General features: G+C 68.1%; 9 protein-coding genes and 2 pseudogenes. 3 read left to right on the top strand and 8 right to left on the bottom strand.

Translation table 11 applies throughout. The features are described 5' to 3' along the window. A pseudogene (locus ABW137_RS17110) lies at positions 1 to 314 on the top strand (ABC transporter ATP-binding protein); the annotation flags it as partial. Here ABW137_RS17110 and ABW137_RS17105 read toward each other — a convergent pair. The 3 genes from ABW137_RS17105 to ABW137_RS17095 form a co-directional block, all read right to left on the bottom strand. Then, entirely contained in the window at positions 304 to 1,407 is a 1,104-nt protein-coding gene (locus ABW137_RS17105) for a zinc-binding dehydrogenase (protein WP_526402061.1), read from the bottom strand. The pseudogene ABW137_RS17110 and the gene ABW137_RS17105 sit on opposite strands and share 11 nt — an antisense overlap. A 174-nt stretch (positions 1,408 to 1,581) precedes the next feature. Next, on the bottom strand, positions 1,582 to 3,063 hold the full coding sequence (locus tag ABW137_RS17100; protein ID WP_526402059.1) for an NAD-dependent succinate-semialdehyde dehydrogenase: 1,482 nt from the start codon (positions 3,061 to 3,063) through the stop codon (positions 1,582 to 1,584). After that, a complete protein-coding gene (locus ABW137_RS17095; RefSeq protein ID WP_526402063.1) occupies positions 3,060 to 5,969 on the bottom strand; it encodes an FAD-binding and (Fe-S)-binding domain-containing protein in 2,910 nt (969 codons plus the stop codon). Before ABW137_RS17095 ends, ABW137_RS17100 begins: the two co-directional genes overlap by 4 nt. Positions 5,970 to 6,044: 75 nt before the next feature. On the opposite strand from ABW137_RS17095, the gene ABW137_RS17090 reads away from it, so the two are divergent. Beyond that, positions 6,045 to 6,719, top strand: coding sequence for a GntR family transcriptional regulator (locus ABW137_RS17090; protein ID WP_526402057.1), 675 nt, complete (start codon positions 6,045 to 6,047; stop codon positions 6,717 to 6,719). A gap of 7 nt (positions 6,720 to 6,726) precedes the next feature. Here ABW137_RS17090 and ABW137_RS17085 read toward each other — a convergent pair whose 3' ends face one another. The 5 genes from ABW137_RS17085 to ABW137_RS17065 all read right to left on the bottom strand — a co-directional run bounded on the left by ABW137_RS17085 (position 6,727) and on the right by ABW137_RS17065 (position 14,888). Further along, positions 6,727 to 9,711: an aminotransferase class III-fold pyridoxal phosphate-dependent enzyme gene (locus tag ABW137_RS17085; RefSeq protein WP_526402055.1), complete on the bottom strand. Its 2,985-nt coding sequence runs from the start codon at positions 9,709 to 9,711 to the stop codon at positions 6,727 to 6,729. Between the two features lie 48 nt (positions 9,712 to 9,759). Beyond that, positions 9,760 to 11,247: an amino acid permease gene (locus ABW137_RS17080; protein ID WP_526402053.1), complete on the bottom strand. Its 1,488-nt coding sequence runs from the start codon at positions 11,245 to 11,247 to the stop codon at positions 9,760 to 9,762. 74 nt (positions 11,248 to 11,321) lie between these two features. Next, entirely contained in the window at positions 11,322 to 13,055 is a 1,734-nt protein-coding gene (locus ABW137_RS17075; protein ID WP_526402051.1) for a phytoene desaturase family protein, read from the bottom strand. Then, positions 13,052 to 13,405: a RedY/HapK family protein gene (locus ABW137_RS17070; protein WP_526402049.1), complete on the bottom strand. Its 354-nt coding sequence runs from the start codon at positions 13,403 to 13,405 to the stop codon at positions 13,052 to 13,054. The genes ABW137_RS17075 and ABW137_RS17070 overlap by 4 nt, the downstream gene beginning before the upstream one ends. 46 nt (positions 13,406 to 13,451) lie before the next feature. Next, positions 13,452 to 14,888 (bottom strand): gamma-aminobutyraldehyde dehydrogenase, encoded by a 1,437-nt coding sequence (locus ABW137_RS17065; protein ID WP_526402047.1) that lies wholly within the window; start codon positions 14,886 to 14,888, stop codon positions 13,452 to 13,454. Between the two features lie 573 nt (positions 14,889 to 15,461). On the opposite strand from ABW137_RS17065, the pseudogene ABW137_RS17060 reads away from it, so the two are divergent. Continuing rightward, positions 15,462 to 15,847: pseudogene (locus tag ABW137_RS17060) on the top strand (DNA-directed RNA polymerase subunit beta); the annotation flags it as partial.

The following is a 15,847-nucleotide window of genomic DNA, read 5'->3' as shown; positions in this document are numbered from 1 at the left end:
AGTCGACGATGGCCGAGGAGCAGGCCATGATCGACGCCGGTCACCACGATGGTGGTACCGAGGAGATCGAGGGCGTGCCGCCGCAGGTCAACGCGACTCCGGGCATGCCGGAGCGCAAGGCCGTCGGGCGTCGTCAGGCCCGGGTGCGCGAGATCATGCACACCCTGCCCCCGGCCGCGCAGGAAGCCATCCGCGCCGACCTCGACGGCACCAACCAGCACCCCGGTTACAACCCGGACAACGACGCCACCGCGCGGAGCCGCAACGCACCCGACGAGTCGCCAACCGCGACCATCCCGCTCGTCAAGGAGTGATGAGGGCCTTGACCACACGCTGAGCGGCTACGTCGTCCAAGGCGTCCTGCGCGTGTGCAAGGTCATACTCCTTCGAGATCAGGTCGGTCCAGGGAAAGACGTTGGCGTACTTGGCCATAACCTGAACTGACCGGTATACGTGTCCGACGTCGCTGCCCCAGCAGCCGCGTACGTCGAGGTGCTTCTGATTGAGATCGAGGTGGGGGTTGAACGTAGCCTCGCCGGCATTGGTGTATTGGCCGACCACGACGTAGCGTCCTGCGTCGCGGGTCAGGCGCATGCCTTCGGGCACTGCAGCAGGCACGCCGGTGGCCTCGATCGTCACGTCGGCGCCACGGCCTCCCGTCGCCGACCGAACCACGTCGAGGCGATCAGCCTCTGACGTCGCGCCGACGTCGATCACCAGGTCGGCGCCGAATTTCGTTGCGGCGGTGAGCCGTATCTCGGGACCGCCTATGACGATGACTTGCCCTGCGCCCCTCAGCTGAGCCAACACCGCAGCGGACAGCCCCACGGGTCCGGCCCCTTGGACCAGCACGGTGTCGCCGAAGTTGACGTCACCGAGCGTTACGGCATGCAGGGCAGTCGGCATCCCACAGCCCGCCGACAGGAAGGCGCGCCAGTCCAGGTTCTCCGGCAGTGACACGACGTGAACCCCGGGCCTTAAGTAGATGTATTCGGACCAGCCGCCAAGCAGTCCATCGTCGGCAGACAGCGTGACGCCGTAAACCTTGCGCGAAGGACATCTCGTGGTGGCCTTCCCCACGGTGCAGTACCAGCAGCGCCCGCAGTTGCCGTAGACGTCCAGGAACGTGACCACCTGGCCCCGTGCGAGTGCATCGCCGTTCACGTCCAGCACGGGCTGGCCGTCCGCATGGTCCCGAATGTCGTCCACCACGCCCACGCTGACGTGACCGGGAATGATCGGGTAGGGCACCCCCGCGAGCTGTCCCTTCGCCAAGTGGACGTCAGTGCCGCACACCTCGCTGCCGAGCGTCTTGAGCAGTACGCCTCCTGGCTCGAGCGGGGGCCGGTCGAAGTGTCTGACCTCGATCCGTCGGCCCGGCGAGGGCAAAACCGCTGCGGCAATCATTGCTACTCCGTTCACTGGCGACACCCCGGGTCACAGCGGCGCGCCGCGCGTCGACGAGGTGCTGGTCGATTCGCAAGCATGACAGCCACGATGCCACCACGTCGGCGGGCCCGGAGCCTCGCCCTGGTGCTCGTGCTCGTGCTGGTGCTGGTGCTGGTGCTGGTGCGAGCCCGCCTACCGTCGGACCGGCGTGCAGATCAGCTTGTAGTCCAGGAACTCGTCGATGCCCACCCGGCCGCCCTCTCGGCCAAGGCCCGACTCCTTCACCCCGCCGAACGGCGTCGCAGGGTCCGACACGATGCCTGCGTTGAGGCCGACCATCCCGACCTGCAGATCTTCGCTGACGTTGAACGCCCGGTCGAGATCGCGGGTGAACACGTATCCCACCAACCCCCATGGGGTTTCGTTGGCCAGGGTCACCACGTCATCGCCGTCGCCGAACGTCTGGATGGCGGCCACCGGCCCGAAGATCTCGGTGCCGCACAGGTCGCTGGCCGCGTCGACACCGGTGAGCACCGTTGGCGGGTAGAAGTAGCCAGCGCCCGCGGGGACCCGGCCGCCGACCACCACGGACGCGCCGCGGGCGACGGCGTCGCGGACCAATCGCTCGACCTTGTCCCGGCTGGCCGCGTCGATCAGCGGACCGACCTGCGCGCCGTCGGTCCACCCTGCAGCCACCCGCATGGCACCCATCCGTTGCGCCAACCGATCCGCGAACTCGGCCGCCACCCGCTCGTGGACGTAGAACCGGTTGGCGCCGGTGCACGCCTCACCCATGTTGCGCATCTTCGCCTGCATCGCCGCGTCGATCGCCACGTCGAGGTCGGCGTCGTCGAACACGATGAACGGCGCGTTGCCCCCCAGCTCCATCGAGGTGCGCACGACGGACGAACCACATTGCGCCAGAAGGATCTTCCCGACGGCGGTGGAACCGGTGAAGGACAGCTTGCGGATCCGCCCGCCGCGCACCAGGGGTTCGACGACCTCACCGGCCCGTGACGTGGTGACCACGTTGAGCACCCCTGGCGGCAACCCGGCCTCGGTGAGGATGCTTGCCAGCGCCAACGACGAAAGCGGCGTCTGCGGAGCCGGCTTGAGTACCACCGTGCACCCCGCCGCCAGTGCGGGGCCGATCTTGCGCGCCCCCATCGCCAAGGGGAAGTTCCACGGCGTGATCAACAGACACGGCCCGACCGGACCCGCGGTCACCAGCGCCCGCTTGCCGCCGTCGGGCGTCGTGGCATACCCGCCGTCGATGCGGACCGCCTCCTCGGAGAACCACCGCAGGAACTCGGCGGCGTAGCGGACCTCGCCGCGGGCCTCGTCCAGCGACTTGCCCATCTCGAGTGTCATCAGCAGCGCGAGGTCATCCACTCGTGCCAGTACCAGATCGAAGGCGGCGCGCAGGAGTTCGCTGCGGTGCCGCGGTGCGGTACGGCCCCAATCTCGTTGCGCGCGAACGGCGGCGTCCAATGCCAAGGCGCCGTCGGCGGGGCTGGCGTCGGCCACTGACGTGAGGACCTCACCCGTCGCGGGGTTCTCCACCGTCATCGTCCTCGCGTCGGTGCCGTCGACCCACCGCCCATCGATCAGCAGGCGGCGGGGGAAGGATTCCGCGAACTGGGTGAACTGGGCGGGTTCCGCGAGGGTGGTCATGGGTGAATTCCTTCGTTCGGGGCAGACTGGAATGCCGAGGCCAACAGCTGCGCGAGATGCACGGCTGCTGGGTTGTCGCCGGGGTTGAGATGGTTGATCTGCGTCTGGCAGCTGAACCCGTCGGCGAGGATCGCGGACCGTGCGGCCTGCGTGGCCAGAGCGGGTTTCAGCGCGAGCGCGGCGACGTCCATCGACGTGTCGTAGTGGTCGCGCTCGAAGCCGAAGTTGCCCGCCAGCCCGCAGCAGCCCGCGGCGTTGTGCACCGACGTCACGCCGAGGCGGGCCAGCAGCCGCTGCTGCAGGGTGGGGGAGAAGGTCGCGTACTCGTGGCAGTGCTGCTGCAGGACCAGCTTCTGTGGCATGGGCGGCGGTGCCCAGCCGGCGTCGAGCCGCTCGTCGAGCAGCGCGGCGAACGTGGTGATGCGGTCGGCAACCCGGCGCGCCTGCGCAGTGGGAAGCAACCTCGGCAGGTCTTCGTGTAGTGCTGCGGCGCAACTGGGTTCGAGCACGACGATGGGCCCGGTGCCCGTGCGGTCGAGAAGCCTTGCGGTGCGGTTGAGCACGCGGCGCGCCACAGCGAGCTGTCCGGTGGTGATCCACGTCAGCCCGCAGCACGCGCCAGCCACGGCGTGTGGAGCCACCCCCGCATCGGTGAGCACCGCGGCGGCGGCTCCGGCCAGCTCAGGCCGGAAGGCGCGGGTGAACGTGTCGACGAACATGACGGCGTCGTGCTCGCCACGGGGTGCCAGATGCGGCCTTGCTGCCTTCAGGGCAGCACCGGAGGGCGCGAACGGGGGCACCGCGCGGTGGACCGTGACGCCCCCGGCGGCCGCCATCATTCGATGCGCAGTCGGATTGCGGCCCAGCGCGTTCACCGGTCTCGGCAGCACCCCGGCGAGGCGGGTCAGGACGGGGAGCCAGCCCAGCGAATAGTGGCTGCGGGGCCGGACTCGCCTGCGGTAGTGCTGGCTCAGGAAGTCCGACTTGTAGGTCGCCATGTCCACTCCGACCGGGCAGTCCGACGAGCATGCCTTGCAGGACAGGCATAGATCGAGGGCGTCGCGCACCTCGTCGGACCGCCACCCGTCGGTGATCACGTCGCCACGCAGCATTTCCTGCAGCGCCCTGGCTCTGCCTCGGGTGGAGTGGTTCTCGTCGTGGGTGGCCCGAAAGCTGGGGCACATCACCCCTCCGACGTCGCTGCGACACTTGGCGATTCCCACGCAGCGACTGACGGCGCCGCTGAACCCGTGACGGTCGTGTGGGTAGTCGAACCCACCAGGGGCGGGAAGGACGGCGGTCAGCGGCAGCGGCCCCAGATCGGCGGTCACCGGCAGCGGGTCGACGATGATGCCGGGGTTCAGCAGATCCGTCGGATCGAACAGGTACTTCACCGCCGCGAACAGCCCCAACATCCGCGGGCTGTACATGATCGACAGCAGGTCGCTGCGGGCGCGGCCATCGCCGTGCTCGCCGGAGAGCGTGCCATGGTGCCGGGTGACCAACGCCGCGGCAGCGCGTACGAAGGCGTTCATCCGAGCGATGCCCGTATCCGTGTTGAGGTCGAAGTCGATCCGGACGTGAATGCAGCCGGCGCCGAAGTGCCCGTACATCACACCCTTTCGGCCGTGCTCCTCGAGCAGCCGACCAAAGTCACGCAGGTACCCGGGCAGGTCGGCAGGGTCGACGGCCGAGTCCTCCCAGCCGGTCCACGTCTGGTCGCCGTCGACTGAGCGCGCGGACAGCCCCGCCCCGTCCTCGCGGACCCGCCACAGCGAGGCGCGCTCGGCGGCATCGGGAACGACACGGGCAGCGCTGAGGTGGCCGCGTGCCTGCAGCCGGCGGACCAAATCGTCGGCGCGGTGGGCAACCTCGGCGGTGTCGTCACCGTCGAGATCCACGAAGAGCCACGCGCCGCCGTCGGGGAGCCCCGCCACCGCGTCGGGGCCGCGACGCTCCCGCATGGCGGCGACGATGCTGGCGTCCATGCCCTCGACCGCAGCGGGCCCGAACTCCAGGATGGTTGGCACGTCGTCGGCGGCCGCCACGACGTCCGGGTAGCCGATGGCGACGAGCAGCGCCGCGGGTGGCGTGGGGGCCAGCTCGACGGTCGCGGCGACGACCACGGCGCAGGTGCCCTCGGTGCCGACCAGCATCTTGGCCACGTCGAAGCCGTGCTCGGGCAGAAGGTGGTGCAGTTGATAGCCCGAAACCTGCCTGCTGATGCGGCCCAGCTCCGTGCGGATCGGGGCGAGGTTGTCGCCCAGCAGCTTTCGCAGCTCGGCGTTGAGAGCGGTGACGTGGGCAGCGTCGTCGGGGTTCACGGGTCGCAGACCGCCACGCCCGGCCACGACGTGCGTGCCGTCGGCGAGCACCAGCTCCAACTCCACGACCTGGCCGCCGGTGCGGCCGTGGCGTACCGAGTGGTTGCCGCAGGCGTCGTTGCCGATCATGCCGCCGAGCGTGGCGCGGCTGTGCGACGACGGATCCGGGCCGAACTCCAGACCCAGCGGTCGCGCCGCGCGCTGCAGGTCGTCGAGAACCACTCCCGGCTGCACCACGGCCCGTCGGGCCACGGCGTCGATGCCGATGACTCGGTTCATGTGTCGGGAGAAGTCGATGACGACGCCGCGCCCGATGGCATTGCCCGCCATCGACGTTCCACCACCGCGCGGGATCACGGGGATGCCGTGTTCGCGGCACGCGGCCAGCACGTCGATGACGTCGTCGGTGGAGCGCGGGTGGACCACCGCCAGCGGCGGGACGCGGTAATGGGATGCGTCGTAGGCGAATTGGGCCCGCGCTCCGACGCCGACGTCGACGGGCACGCCGACCCGCGTCAGCCGGTCGAGGGCGGCGGCGGGTAGAGCGGCGGGCACTGCCGCCTGAACGTCCTGCCGTCGCATGGTCACCCGTCCCGTCTAGAGTTGTTCAACAGTAGAACAGTATAGCTATTGAGCACAATCCTCTATCATTGGCGCATGAACCCGGTCGAAAACCTCACGCTGCGCCGAACCAGCACCGCCAAACAGGTCGCCGACGGCCTCAGTGACGCGATCATGCGAGGCGAGATGTCGCCGGGTGCCCCGATCCGGGAGAGTGCCATCGCTGCGTCGCTTGGCATTTCGCGCAACACCGTGCGCGAGGCAGTGCGGATGCTGGAGGCTGGCGGCCTGGTCAGGCACACCATGCATCACGGCGCGACGGTCGTGGACCCAAGCCAAGACGACCTCGCCGAGCTGTACCGGGCCCGGATGGCGCTGGAGCTCTCGGCGGCCAGCAAGCCCCGCACCCCTGAGGAGCTCGCGCCCGTGCGGGCGGCGCTCCAGGGGCTGATGGCGGCCTACGAAACCCGCGACCCCGCCTCGATCGCCGAGAAGGACCTCGCCTTTCACGCCGCGATCGTCTCCATGTTGGGCAGCAAGCGGATTGACGAGTTCTACGCGCAGCTGGCCCGCGAGCTGCGCTTCTTCCTCGTCGTACTGTCAGTCGAAGACCGCGAGTTCGAATCCCAGGAGGGCGTGATCGAGGAACACACCTCGATCATGGCCGCGCTCGAATCGGGTGATCCCGAGAAGGCCAGAGTAGTCCTGTCCGACATTCTCACGGTGAGCGGCGAGCGAGTCGCGGCCATCTTCGCGACCCGCAAGTCCTGAGGCCCCGTCAGCCAAGACGGGCTAGCACCCGGTCGAGAGCCGCGCAGTAGAGGTCGACGTGCTCTCGCTGAAAGGTCATGGGCGGCTTGATCTTCAACACGTTGTCGTGCACACCGTTGGGGAAGACGATCACGCCCTCGGCCTTCATCAACTCCGTCACCTCGAATGCCTCGGCCTTCGCGGGTTCCTTGGTATCGAGGTCCCGTACCAGTTCCACGCCCAGATAGAGCCCCTGCGCGCGGACGTCGCCGATGATCGGATGGGACCGTTGGACCTCGCGCAGGCCGTCGGCGAAGTACCTGCCCACCTCGCCCGCGTGCCGTTGCAGACCGTCCCCGGTGACGATGTCCAGCACGGTGGCGCCGATCGCGCACGACACGGGGTTGCCACCAAAGGTGTTGAAGTACTTCATCCCGGTGTCGAACGCATCGGCGATCGCCCGGGTGGTGACCACCGCCGCCAGCGGATGTCCGTTGCCCAACGGCTTGCCCATCGTCACGATGTCCGGCACCACCCCGCCGAGCTCGAATCCCCAGAAGGCGTCTGCCATCCGACCCACGCCGACCTGGACCTCGTCGGAGATCACCAGTGCCCCGGTGGCCCGCGCCGCGTCGAACGCGCCTGCCAGATAACCCGGTGGGAAGACGATGTTCCCCGCGCTGCCCATCAGTGACTCCGCCAGGAAGGCCGCCGGGGGCCTTCCTGCAGCCACCATGTCGTCGAAGACCTTCGCCGCCTCGGCCGCGTACCTCGGGCCCGCGTCGGCGTCGGCATATCCGAACGGTCCGCGGTAGCGGTCGGGGATCATCACCTCGCGGGTGGTCGACGGCGCCCCCGCGCCGCCCGGCCCCTTATAGCGGTTCGGGGAAAGGCCGGTCACCACACCGGTATTGCCGTGGTAGGCGCCGTCGATGATCGCGACGTCGGTGCGGCCCGTGACCTGACGCGCGATCCGGATGGCGAGATCGTTGGCCTCGCTGCCCGAGCACACCAGGAACACCACCTCCAACGGATCGGGCAGGGTGGCGGTCAGCTTCTCGGCATACGTGGCGATGCCCTCGTAGACGAAGCGGCTGTTGGTGTTCAGCTTGTTCATCTGGCGCCGGGCTGCCTCCGCAACCCGCGGTTCGGCATGCCCGACGTGGGTGACGTTGTTGAGCGAGTCGAGGTAGGCATAGCCGTCCTCGTCGTACAGCCAGACGCCACGACCGCGCTGCAGGTTCATCGGAGCGCGGTAGTAGGCCCGCTGCGAGCTGGCCAGCCGGTCGCGCCGCAGCGCCAGTACGTCCTCGACCCTCAGCCCGCCCCCTGCGGTCGGCGCGATGCCAAGAAGCGGGGAGGGGTCTGGTGCGAGTTCGGCGAACACGGCGCGCTCGCTTGGCCGGATCCTGACGGGCCAGGTGCCCGTGTGTCGGCGAGACAGCGAAATGCCAACCGTGACAACGGCACCGAGCCCGTCACCGGCGTCGCCGACAGCGGTGCCCAACGGCGCTCCCGCTACGACCGTGCCCGACGGCATCTCCGAGAGTCCGTGCCAATGGGTCCGGAACTCCAGGGGGCCGTCGTCGTCGACGACGACGTGCCGGATGGTCGAGGCGCCGTCCTCGACGGCGCCGTCGAGTGGGCTCGACACGACGTCGCCCGCGCGAACCAGCAGGCGGACGCCCACGGTGACGGTGGCTGGCTCGTCCGCTCCGGACGCTCGTCGCGCCGACCACAGCAGGTTGGTCCGTAGATGCCCGACGGCGCCGAACCGGTCACCCCGGTCGCCGAGGGTGACGCCGATCGCGGCGGCGACCGCGCCTGCGTCGCGCCAGTCGAGAACGTCGAACAGGTCACTGCCCGTCGACGTGTCGATCTCGATGGCGGTGCGCGCCAGGGGCGACCACGGTGCCGCGTCGATCGTCGACAGCGCTGCGGCCACCCTGCCAGAGTCGGGATGCGCAGGCCGCCCGCACGCGTGCCGCAGCGCCGCCTCGGCGTAGTCGGGGTCGATGCGTGCCACCTTGGCCAACGCAGGCCAGGTGTGTTTCATGCGCTTGACCCCGTGGGCGTTGTGGCTGTTGGCGTTTCGCTGCGTCCACGTCGCGGCGTTCATCGCGAGGCGTGCCGCGGCGAGCGGAAACACGACGGCCAGCTCGTCGTCGGTCAGCGGCGCGACCGAATCGAACCCGGCCACCACCAGCTGGGCGACGTGCAGGGGATCGTCCTTGCGCACCAGGGCGTAGGCGGTCGCCACCGCCAGCTCCGTCACCCGCACGGTGTACAGGGCGTCGTTGATGTCGAGCACGCCGCTGATCGCCTGCCTGCCGCGTGCATCGCGGCCGACGAGGACGTTGGAGTCGTTGAGGTCCTGGTGCGCAACTCCGCGGGGCAGCGTGGCCAGCAGCGGCTCGATTGCGTCGAACCACGACATCACCTCGTCGACGTCGGCGCGGTGACCGGCATCGTCCACCGCATCGATGCTGCCGTCGACGACGTCGCGGGCCCGGCGCATGTCCCAGTCATGGGTGATGGGCGTCAGCGGCTCGGGCATGGTGACGAGCGCGTTGGACACCCGGCCGGCGGTGACCCCCAGCTCGGTCAGCAGCTCGTCGGAGTGTTGCTCCTCCTCGGCCAGAGGCGCCCCCGTCAGCCAGGACAGCACCCGGATCACCCTGTCACCCGCCGAGGTCGGCGCGATGACGTGCAGCCGACCGTCGGGCGTCGGAACCAGCCGCGGCAGAGGCAGGGTGGGGGCGGTCGCGTGCAGATGCAGGAGGATCCGCTCGTGCCAGGTGGCGTCGGCCGACTCGTCGTCCGGCAGGGCGGCCACCTTCACCAGGTAGTGGCCGCCCGTCGGATCGGTGACTCGCAGGTTCTGGTCGAACTCCCCACCGAGGGTGACCGGGTCGCTGACGGCCAACCCGAACTCGGCCCGCACGACGGCCAGCGCCTCCTCTGGATCGAGCGGTTGATCCCGGCGCAGGTCGACGACACCGTCGGCTGACATGTGGGTGGTCCCTTCACTTCGTCTGAGTTGGGTTGACGTGCAGGCGATTCAGGCGAGTCGGTCACCGAGCGTGGAGGCCAGGGCCTCGTACCGCTGCGGCGATCGGTACTTGATGGCGTATGCGCCCGCGATGCCGATGATCAGCGAGAGGAACAGCATCGCGGTGAACATGACCTGCAGCCAGCCGCCCGCGCCAAGCAGGACGTCCATCCCGGTCAACGCGAAGTAGAGGAACGGCAACAGGCCTGCCACGCCAAGCAGTGGTGCGATGAACGTGTTCCACGGCCGCTTGTCGACGCTGGAGCGGCGGAAGAACACGAAGATCGCGACGCTGGCGATGGTCTGCAGCAGGATGATCCCGGCCGCCCCAACGCCAGTCCACCAGGTGAACAGCGTGGTGTAGGGGTCCAGGCCCAGGACCGCGAAGATCACCACGACCACGGCGACCATGGCGATCTGCACGTAGCAGGCGATCGCGGGGGACTTGCGCGTCGGATGCGTTTGGCCAAGCCGCGACCACAGCACGCCCTGGCGGCCCAGCGAGAACAGATAGCGGGAGACGTTGTTGTGGAACGTCAGGATCGCGGCGAACAGGCTGGTGATCACGAGCACCTGGAACGCCTCGGTGCCCGCCCGACCGAGGATGTCGTCGCTGACGGCGAAAACCAGGTCGCCGCCCTCGGTCTCGGTCAGCCCGACGACGTTGTCGACCCCGACGGCGTTGACGATGAGCCAGGCGGTGACCGCGTAGAAGACACCCATGAAGATCACCGACGCATAGGTGGCGCGGGGGACCGTGCGCTTGGGATCCTTGGCTTCCTCGCCGTAGATGGCGGTGCCCTCGAACCCGATGAACGAGGCATGCGCGAACATCAGCGCGACACCGAGGGCGCCTGCGAAGACCGCCGAGGGCGCAAACGGCGCCAGGGAGTACTGGCTGACGGGGGTCGGCCCGTTGAAGAGGATTCCGATGTTGAGGATCAGGATGATCGCCGTCTCGAGGGTGAGGAGCACGGCAAGCACTCGCGCGCCCGCATGAATCTTGCGCACGCCGAGGAACAGTGCCGCGCCCATGGCGATGAAGGAGTAGACCCACCACGGTAGGCCGAGCTTGGTGTGGCGATCGACGAATTGCGCTGCGTAATAGCCGAAGCCGCCGATGACGCCGAGCTGGATGGCGTTGTAGGCGAAGATCGCCAGCGATGCCGAGCCGAGTCCGAATGGTCGGCCGAGGCCCGCGGTGATGAACGAGTAGAACGCGCCCGCATTGGTGATGTGCTTGCTCATCGCGACGTACCCGACGGCGAAGATCGTCAGCACGGCGGCCACCACCAGGAAGGCGCCCGCGATGCCGATCCCGTTGCCGGAACCGATGATCACCGGGAACAGTGCCACCACGACGGTGAGCGGGGCGGCCGCGGCCACCACGAAGAACACGATGCCCAGCACCCCGACCTGATTGCGGGCCAGCGATTCGCTGTCGTCGGGGGCGTCCTCGGCGGTCGCCAGTGACGTGGGTTCGTCTCGATGAAGCATGGCGGATCCTTTCGTGTGATTTGGGCGCGCGAACGTTCGCTAAGCGATCGCGAACGCGCCCAAATCGCGGGTTGTCAACGGGTGGTGTTGCTTCGGGCGGCGAACTTGACGACCTTGCGGAAGGCCGGACTGCTGGCGACGGTGTAGCCGAGCTTCTTGCCCGCCTTGGTGTCCATCACGCTCTCCATGGCGCGGTCGATCACCCCGGATCTGGTTGCCGAGGCGACCCTTTCGGCGGTCGGCGCCTCGGTACCGTCGAGATCGGCGATGACCACCTGCGCGGCGTTGTGGCCGCTGGCGCCCATCACACCGCCACCGGGGTGCGTGCCGGACCCGCACAGGTAGTAGTTGGCGACGGTGGTGCGGTAGTCGGCCAGCTCGGGGGTGGGCCGGTTGTTGAACAGCTGGTCCAAGAACATGGCGCCGTGGAAGATGTTGCCGCCGGTGAGGCCGTAGTCCCGCTCGAGGTCCTTCGGGGTGATGATGACCCGGTCCAGGACGTGCTCGCGCAGGTTGGGAGCGTAGGAGAACAAGACCTCGAGCACCTTGTCGGCCCACTCCTCGCGGACGGTGTCCCAGTCGGTGCCTGCCAGCTCGAACGGAAGCTGTTGCACCCCAAGGGTCATGGTGTGCTGGCCTGCCGGGGCCAGGGTATCGTCGTGTGTGGATTGAATGACCGCCTCGATGACGAAGTCCTCGGGGATCTCACCGCGGCGCTCCGCCTCCCAGGCGCGCTCGAAGTTCTCGATCGAAGCCCCGAGGATGGCCTGCGCCTGATGCTGCGGGCCTTCGACGCCTGCGGGGAAGCCGATGTAGTCGGGCAGCTCGTCGATCAACAGGTGGATGCGGGCCATCGAGCCGCGGGCGTCGTAGTGCTTCAGTTTCGCGGTGAGCTTGGCGTCCAGCGACCCGGCGGGCAGCAGCGTGAGCATCGACCGTTGCGGGTCGGCGTTGGAGATCACGGTGGTCGCCTTGATGGTCTCGCCGCTGGCGAGCACCACCCCGGTGGCGCGGCCGTTGCGGCCGCCCTCCACCAAGACCTCGCGTACCGGTGCATCGAGTCGGATCTCGGCGCCGTGTGCTTCTGCGCTGCGGGCGAGGGCCTTGGTGATCCCACCCATGCCGCCCTTGACGAAGCCCCACTGCCCGAGCGTGCCCTTGAACTCGCCGACCGAGTGGTGGCCATAGACGTAGCCGGTCCCCGGCGTGGACGGGCCACCCCAGATCGAGATCATGCCGAAGAAGGTGAAGAGCCCCTTGATGTGTTCGGACTCGAAGTACCTGTCGAGGAGGTCCTTCGTCGACAGCAGCACCAGCTCGTTGAAGAGGTCCTCGGCGTCGGCGGCCTCGAACGCCGCGACCACCTGGGACCGGCTCGGCGCGGGGGACAGGAGAAACGGCGTCAGGATCGACGCGAACTTCTTCACCCGCAGCCCGAACTCGAGGAACGCCTGGGAATCGGCCTTGGAGAACTTGGCGATCTCCTTGAGCGTCTTGTCCATGTCCTTCCACATGAAGAGGTGGCTGCCGTCGGGGAAGATGCTGACCTCGTTGGCCTCGGTCTGATACATCTCGAGCCCGTAGCGCTCCAGTTCGAGCTCGGCGATGACCTCGGGGCGCAGCAGGCTGGCGATGAACGCGCACGACGACCACTTCGAGCCGGGGATGAGCTCCTCGGTGGTGCATGCGCCGCCGACGACGGCGCGCGCTTCCACGACGAGGACCTTCTTCCCGGCCCTGGCCAGGTAGCCCGCGGTGATGAGGCCGTTGTGTCCTGCGCCGATCACGATGGCGTCGTAGGTCGTCATTTGGTGTCTCCGGTGATGGGGCGGGCGAAGTAGGTACGGACGGTCGCGGGGTCGACGAGCTTGTCGAAGCCGTCGATCACCGGCCGCATGGACGGGTCGTTGTCGCGGAACTCCTCCCAGGCGCTCCAGTCCGTGACCCGCATGACCTCGACGATGTCGGCGGGCGTCGCGGCGGGCGCCGTGTCGATCACCCGGTAGGCCTCGAAGGACTTCACGATGTCGCGATTGGCCAGGCAGGTGGGCCGGTCCAGGTGGGTGGAGAAGCGCTCGAATTCACCCGCATCGACGCCAGGCAGCATCGCAAACAGGTTGATCGCGACGACGTCGGTCGCGGGATCTTGGGGTGTCATGGTTTCTCCTGATTCTTCAAATACGCTGTAGGCGTGTGGTTTTCGGCTACGAAGCCAGGTTGATCATGACGTGCTTGATCTCGGTGTACTCCTCGAGTGAGTAGATGGACATGTCGTTGCCGTGGCCGGATTGCTTGAAGCCGCCGTGCGGCATCTCGGGGACGATCGGCAGGTGGTCGTTGATCCACACCGTGCCGAACTGCAGCTTGCGGGCCGCGCGCATGGCCCGGGACACGTCGCGGGTGAACACCGACGCGGCCAGCCCGTACTCGACGTCGTTGGCCCAGGCGAAGGCTTGCTCCTCCCCGGAGAAGCGGGTGGTGGTGACGACGGGCCCGAATACCTCCTGTTGCACGATCTCGGAGTCCTGCGCCGCGTCGACGACCAGAGAGGGGCGGTACCAGAACCCGGGACCCCCGGCCGGGCCGCCGGCCGCGAGGGAGGCGGGCCCCGACTCCGTCGCGCGTTCGACGAAACCGGCGATGCGGTCGCGTTGGCGGGCGGAGATGACGGGGCCCATCTCGGTGGACTCGTCATCGGGCTGACCCATCGCGACCTTCGACACCGCGCGGGTGAGCTCGGCGACGAACTCGTCGTAGATGCCGTCGGCAACGTAGACGCGGGACGCGGCCATGCAGTCCTGGCCGGAGTTGCCGTAGCCGCCCTCGCAGATCTTGGCGATCGCCAGTTCGACGTCGCAGTCGTCGAACACCAGTACCGGAGCCTTGCCGCCCAGTTCGAGGTGCAGACGCTTCAGGTTGTCGGCCCCTGCCCTGGCCACGGTCTTTCCGGTGCGGGTGTCGCCCGTCAGCGAGCTCATCCGCACGCGGGGATGCGACACCAGCGCCTGTCCCACGGTGTCGCCATGGCCGGTGACCACGTTGAAGACCCCGGGCGGGAACAGGTCGGCGGCGAGTTCGGCGAGGCGCAGCGTGGTCAGCGGTGTCTGCTCACTGGGTTTGAGCACCAGGGTGTTGCCCGTCATCAGGGCGGGGCAGATCTTCCAGATCGCCATCAGCAGGGGGAAGTTCCATGGCGCGACGCTGCCGACGACGCCGAGTGGGTCGCGCCTGATGAAGCTGGTGTGCGTCGGCGAGTACTCGCCGCCGGCCCGTCCCTCGAGCACGCGGGCGGCGCCTGCGAAGAACCGCATGTTGTCGACGCCGAAGGGGATCTCCTCGCGAGCCACCGAGATCGGCTTGCCGACGTTGCGCGACTCGAGCTGGGCGAACTCCTCGCTGTGCGCCTCAAGCCGCTCGGCGAGCTTGAGCAGCAGCTCGGCGCGCTGCCCGGGAGTGGTGGCCGCCCAGCCGTCGAACGCCTCGTCGGCTGCGGTGACGGCGCGGTCGACGTCGTCGGCACTGCCCAGCGGCACCGTGGCGATCTGCGTTCCGGTCGCCGGGTCGAGCACCGGTTCGGTGTCGCCGTCGGCGGCCGCCACCTGCGCGCCTGCTACGTGCATCAGCCGAAGTTCAGCAGCCATTTCGTCGCTCCAAGGAGGGGGTTGGGGTGAGACAAGGAAGAGGTTGGGGTGAAACAGAAGCCGGGCGACTGTCCTATTGTTGAACAGTTGACATGCGGAGCATAAGCACAGTGGGTTGGACGGCGCAAGACGAAGATCGAGGTTCGGCGCGCGGTCCGGCAGGCCGCAGGCGTCGCGCCAACCAGGGATGCGAAGCGGAGATCAAGCAGAAGTTCAGTAGCGACACCCGGGCGTCACCTCTTGACGGACGGCCGTGGAGGGGCCAATCTGTTGGGCAGCATGTATGAACGGGTTGAGGACGCCAGCCAGCGCCCCCGCTACCCCGTGATGCGGTTGTTGAGGAATGCGCCGTTCTGCGCTACTGTTGGACGTTGCGCTGGCTGCATCCTGCCCACCTCACCCGCACTCTGACACCGTGGTCCTAGCCTGAGCCCTGCTCAGTGACCTAGTCGCGTGCCGTGTATCGGGGGACTGAGCTCGAGAACGCCAGCCGAACCTATCGCAGATAACGCGGCGAAGGGTCCGGTCTAGGCCGGTCTCCGATAGTCGCATCCGGTGCTGGAAGGATGCATCTTGGCAGTCTCTCGCCAGAGCAAGTCAGTAGAAAACCCCAACAACTCCGTTCCTGGAGCACCTAACCGAGTTTCATTCGCCAAGCTCCGTGAGCCCCTCGAGGTTCCCGGCCTGCTGGACATCCAGACGGATTCCTTCGAATGGCTCATCGGATCCGACGGCTGGCGCGAGAAGGCTCTCGAGCGCGGCGAGGTCAACCCCGTCGGCGGTCTCGAAGAGGTGCTCACGGAGTTGTCGCCGATCGAGGACTTCGCGGGCACCCTCTCGCTGAGCTTCTCCGATCCGCGCTTCGACGAGGTGAAGGCACCCGTCGACGACTGCAAGGAGAAGGACCAGACCTACGCGGCGCCGCTGTTCGTCACCGCGGAGTTCATCAACAACACCAC

The sequence above is a fragment of the Mycobacterium sp. genome (assembly GCF_040509115.1).
Taxonomy (GTDB): Bacteria; Actinomycetota; Actinomycetes; order Mycobacteriales; family Mycobacteriaceae; genus Mycobacterium.
The sequence above is the reverse complement of the archived record's forward strand: the minus strand, read 5'-3'. Positions and strand labels throughout refer to the sequence as shown.

Coding starts and splice junctions, on each gene's coding strand:
- ABW137_RS17105 (WP_526402061.1), bottom strand. CDS start 1,407: ATGATTGCCGCAGCGGTTTTGCCCTCGCCGGGCCGACGGATCGAGGTC.
- ABW137_RS17100 (WP_526402059.1), bottom strand. CDS start 3,063: ATGACCACCCTCGCGGAACCCGCCCAGTTCACCCAGTTCGCGGAATCC.
- ABW137_RS17095 (WP_526402063.1), bottom strand. CDS start 5,969: ATGCGACGGCAGGACGTTCAGGCGGCAGTGCCCGCCGCTCTACCCGCC.
- ABW137_RS17090 (WP_526402057.1), top strand. CDS start 6,045: ATGAACCCGGTCGAAAACCTCACGCTGCGCCGAACCAGCACCGCCAAA.
- ABW137_RS17085 (WP_526402055.1), bottom strand. CDS start 9,711: ATGTCAGCCGACGGTGTCGTCGACCTGCGCCGGGATCAACCGCTCGAT.
- ABW137_RS17080 (WP_526402053.1), bottom strand. CDS start 11,247: ATGCTTCATCGAGACGAACCCACGTCACTGGCGACCGCCGAGGACGCC.
- ABW137_RS17075 (WP_526402051.1), bottom strand. CDS start 13,055: ATGACGACCTACGACGCCATCGTGATCGGCGCAGGACACAACGGCCTC.
- ABW137_RS17070 (WP_526402049.1), bottom strand. CDS start 13,405: ATGACACCCCAAGATCCCGCGACCGACGTCGTCGCGATCAACCTGTTT.
- ABW137_RS17065 (WP_526402047.1), bottom strand. CDS start 14,888: ATGGCTGCTGAACTTCGGCTGATGCACGTAGCAGGCGCGCAGGTGGCG.